This is a genomic window from bacterium, assembly GCA_030247525.1.
Lineage (GTDB): Bacteria > Electryoneota > JAOADG01 > JAOADG01 > JAOADG01 > JAOTSC01.
Genome location: JAOTSC010000221.1, coordinates 1 through 4,468 on the forward strand (window position 1 = coordinate 1; position 4,468 = coordinate 4,468).

At 44.3% G+C, this 4,468-nt stretch carries 4 protein-coding genes; all 4 read left to right on the forward strand.

Features of this window, described 5'->3' with window-relative positions; genetic code table 11:
* The first annotated feature begins 35 nt into the window (after nt 1-35).
* The gene (locus OEM52_14105) at nt 36-1,850 is read left to right on the forward strand and encodes a T9SS type A sorting domain-containing protein (protein MDK9701268.1); all 1,815 of its coding nucleotides are present in this window, start codon (nt 36-38) and stop codon (nt 1,848-1,850) included.
* Between the two features lie 357 nt (nt 1,851-2,207).
* A complete protein-coding gene (locus OEM52_14110) occupies nt 2,208-2,957 on the forward strand; it encodes a hypothetical protein (protein MDK9701269.1) in 750 nt (249 codons plus the stop codon).
* Between the two features lie 172 nt (nt 2,958-3,129).
* Nucleotides 3,130-3,801: a tetratricopeptide repeat protein gene (locus OEM52_14115; protein MDK9701270.1), complete on the forward strand. Its 672-nt coding sequence runs from the start codon at nt 3,130-3,132 to the stop codon at nt 3,799-3,801.
* 216 nt (nt 3,802-4,017) lie between these two features.
* Nucleotides 4,018-4,468, forward strand: a 451-nt coding sequence (locus OEM52_14120; GenBank protein ID MDK9701271.1) for a hypothetical protein, incomplete at its 3' end; no start/stop codon positions are given.

Sequence of the window (4,468 nt, forward strand, 5' to 3'; positions counted from 1 at the left end):
GAGAATTGCGAACGACGCTCCCGAGTGTGTATCAAGTGTCAGTGAATGGGAGTAGGAATGAAATCGACGCGGCATTCCAACTCACCGACAAAAATACCTTTGGTATCACGCTCCCTAACGGTTACAACTCCGACCATTCCTTGCGCATCGATCCCCTCATCTATAGTACATTTTTAGGGGGAAGCGGTGATGATTTTGGGTACGATGTCATAAATGATGATGCTCATGGGATTTATGTTTGTGGTACGACTTATAGCACAGACTTTCCACTAACACAAGGTGCGATTGATACGGTTAATCTTGGTGGAGACTGCTTTATCACCCGATTAAATACGACTGGAACGCAATTGATATTTAGTACTCTCTTAGGGGGAGCTAGCTGGGACTATGCTACCTGTTTAAGTTTGGATAGTATTGGAAATGTTTCAGTTGCAGGAACGACGTTGAGTTCGGATTATCCAACCACTTCGACAGCATTATCCCGCACTTTTGGGGGGTGGTCTGATGGGTTTATCACTCGAATTAATACAACGGGATCAATGTTACTATTCAGTACCTTTCTTGGCGGTAGCAATAGAGACGATATAAATGATATTACGAGTATTCCAGACGGAAGTATTTTTGTAACTGGAAAAACAAGCAGTTCGAACTTTCCGACAACGACAAATGCTTGGTGTCGTTTTTTCATCGGCGGTAGCGGTTTCCCTACCTGGGGAGGTGATTGTTTTATCACACATATTAACAATATCGGAACACAACTTTTATACAGTACATACTTTGGTGGAACATTAGATGAAGTATCTAATTCAATTCAGGTGGGCGATAACCTAGAAATAACAATTACTGGATGGACAAATAGTGAAAATTTCCCAATCACTCCTGGGGTGTATGATACTACTTTATTCTCTGATACTACTGGTCTTGGTCAATGTTTTGTATCGAGATTAAATAGTACTGGATCGACAATTCTTTTCAGTACTTATTTAGGAAATGATAGTGCTTCGGTAGGTGACAAAATATTACTGGATGCGAATAATGGCGTGTTTGTTGCTGGTGAATGTAAAGGCGATTTTCCTGTAACAACAGCTGCTTATGATACAACATTCAACGGTTCAGGTGAATACGGTGGTGATGTGTTCATTGCCCATTTAAGCAACAACGCTTCACAGCTTTTAGCAAGTACATACTTAGGAGGTTCGAATGCCGATCAGTTACAGGGATTAGCCAAATTTTCAAATGGTAACCTTGCAGTCTTCGGAACAACTTACAGTAGCAACTTCCCAATAACCACCGATGCAATATCAACTTCGTTGCATGGAAGAACAGACTGCTATTTGTCACTCTTAGATACAGATCTTTCTCAATTAGTCTATAGCACATATTTAGGAGGTTCTGGAGAAGAATTTGCACTCACAATGAATAAGTATCAGGATAAATTGTTCTTAACAGGTGGTACAAGTTCAACCGATTTTCCATATACTACGAGCGGGTACGATACTACTTATAACGGAGGTTCTGCGGACTGTTTTATAAGTATGTTCAGATTTGATTCAACGAGTGTAACTCAAACTGGAGAAACAAGTCCTGCTTATTATCACCTCACCCAAAACTATCCCAACCCTTTCAACTCATCAACCACCATTTCCTACTCACTTCCGAAACCGGGGCATGTAGATCTTAGACTATTCGATATCACCGGTCGGGAAGTTGCAACTCTCGTCAATCAAAAGCAAGAAACGGGAAGTTATCGAGTGACGTTCGATGGGAAGAATCTTTCCTCGGGAACCTATTTCGTGCGAATGCAAGCGGGTGAATTTATCAAGACACAGAAGATGGTGCTGCTAAGGTGAAAGGTGAAGGGTGTAGGGTGGTAGGGGATGGGTAGGGGTGGACCATCGTGTCCGCCCGAATTTGGGTAGGGACAGGCGTCCCCGCCTGTAATGGGTAGCGACAAATCTCCCGACCTGTAGAACAAGAGCGAACACCGGTTCCCCCTTACACTTGGTTGGACGCAAACCCTTACGACCGATTTTTAGTTGCGGCTCACAGCAGGCTATCCTACCTGATATTTCTCTGTGAGAACCAAGAAAACTATTGAACTTTCGATGCTTATGAAATATGTTGTCTTGTCCAAGGGTTGATTCAGGATATTGATAGAATGTAGTCGCTGGTTGTTCATCCAACTTCCTCCGATGAGGTCATCTGCTATGTCAGTTATAAAAAGTAAAATCCTACGTCGGACGTTTATAATCGCCACAATAACGATTCTCGCATTTTGGTTTTTCTACGTTTTCACGTACCCGGTGAAATCAAGAAAGTACGAGATCGTATTCGACATCAGTATGGTTAACAGCCTTGATCACCTAAAGAAACGAGCGGTCGTTACACTTATCGATAAAACGGTCGAGGATGTATACAGGTACTTTGGCACCGAGTATCGCGATACATTACACGTGTACTTTTCTGATGTTGATATTGCATGGTCAAGAAATGCTGTTCATATAAGAAAGAGAATTGATAAGAATCTTTACGGCGTCGTGTATTGCGTTGCTCATGCCGTGTTAAAGGTAAAGCCAAGCGCATTTGAAATGGAAGGACCTGCTCACTTCATTGCGTATAAGTCTGCGCCTGAAGGAGAAGAGATACGCATGTCGAAAATTAGGTATTGTAGCTTTTTAAGTAACCAAGTTCGATCACACGATTTGTTGTTTGAAGGGGGCGATGACGTTTACTACTTCCGGGATAATTGGGAGACTGGTTATCAAGCAGGTTTATTTTACTACTTTCTGAATGAAAAGTATGGCACCCCAAAACTACGTGAGTTTTATGCAAAAGGGATACGTAATTTTCAATCGGTATACGGTATGAGCACCGAAACCGCCTATGCTGAATGGCGGCTCTGGTTAATTGAAGAAGTTCAAAAAGCAAGTAATAAATCGCAATCTGCAACGCGATGACGCTATCACCACTCTGGAAACCGAAAACGGCTTGATATATGCTGAACAGATATCATTTATTTTTACTCTTACAATTAACGATTAGGTGTTCCAACTTCACCCTAAATTGGTTTTTCTGAGAGATTGTAGTACATTCCCAATTGCGTTTTTTACCGGCAAGGAACTATACCCAATGACAACCCATACTGCGAAAAGCACCAAGAAGATGATGAAGGAAGACGAATTGATGGTCTTCCTCACAAAGGCTGAAACCTGGTTTGAGAAAAACTGGCGGATCGTCGCTTACATCGCGGGCGCTGCTGTGGTCGTAACGATAATCATCGTGTTCATGAAGATGTCACGCGCCAGTGCAAACCGCGATGCCGGCTTTGAGTTGGCGGAAGCGCGCTCCTTCTTGAATCGCGCCGAGTACGGCACCGCCACTGAGAAGTTGACGGCTCTCATCAAGCGTCGTAAGGGCACCGAAGTTGCCGACGAAGCGCAACTAACACTGGCTCGCGTGAAGTTGGTAGAAGGAAAATCCGATGAGGCGGAGAAGCAGTTCCGCGACTTCTTGAAAGAGAATGGGAAAGGCTTGAAAGGGATTGCCGCCGCCAATGGGATTGCTATCGCGCTCGAGAATCAAGGCAAGCAAAAAGAAGCCTATGAAATGTTCCGAAAAGTCTACACCATGGATCCGAAAGGAGCCAGCGCTCCGCAGGCATTGTTGGACGCCGCACGAATTTCACTGCTCATGAATGATCACGAGAAAGCGAAGGAATCGGCATTGGCGTTAATACGGGAATTCCCCCAATCAACGCTGCGCACTCAAGCCGATGAAATTCTACAACGAACCGGTCGCTAATCGTTTTTCGCGAATTCCTTACTTCACAAAGAGATAGCGAATCGGTCTAAATTAAATTGCATCGCAATATATCTTGGGCGTTACCCCAGCAGATTGCCTGCAACAGAACGAGGAATTTGGATTTTCAGTACGTTCGTTATACCTTATCACAGAGCGAGGTGGGTCAGACGACCCACCTCAACTTTTTTAATACCGGGTTAATAAACGGAATGTACCATGGCGATTGATTGGGAGCGTCTAACCGAAGAGATGAAAGCGGAAGTTGCTCGGTTAGAATTTGAGTGGATCGATTTTCATCACACAGCATCGACTAAGCACCCCAACCTGAAGTTGTTTATCGATCGCAGAAATGCGCCGTTAACCATCGACGATGCGACCTTCTTGACACGGATTCTGGTCAATTGGCTCCAAACAAAGCTTCCCGAGACCGTGGACTTTCGGTTGGATATTTCATCGCCGGGGCTGGATCGACCGTTTCATCAACCGTGGCAGTTTACCAAGCATATTGGTGCTACCGTACAAATCACTACCCGGAACGAGCAACGTATAACAATTGGAATCCTTACGGCGTCGGAAGAAGTTGGGGCAACTATCGAACCTGTCGATGGGGAACCGGTGACGATTCCGTGGGAAAACATTGGGGAGGGAAAAGTGGTGCTTGCCGAAG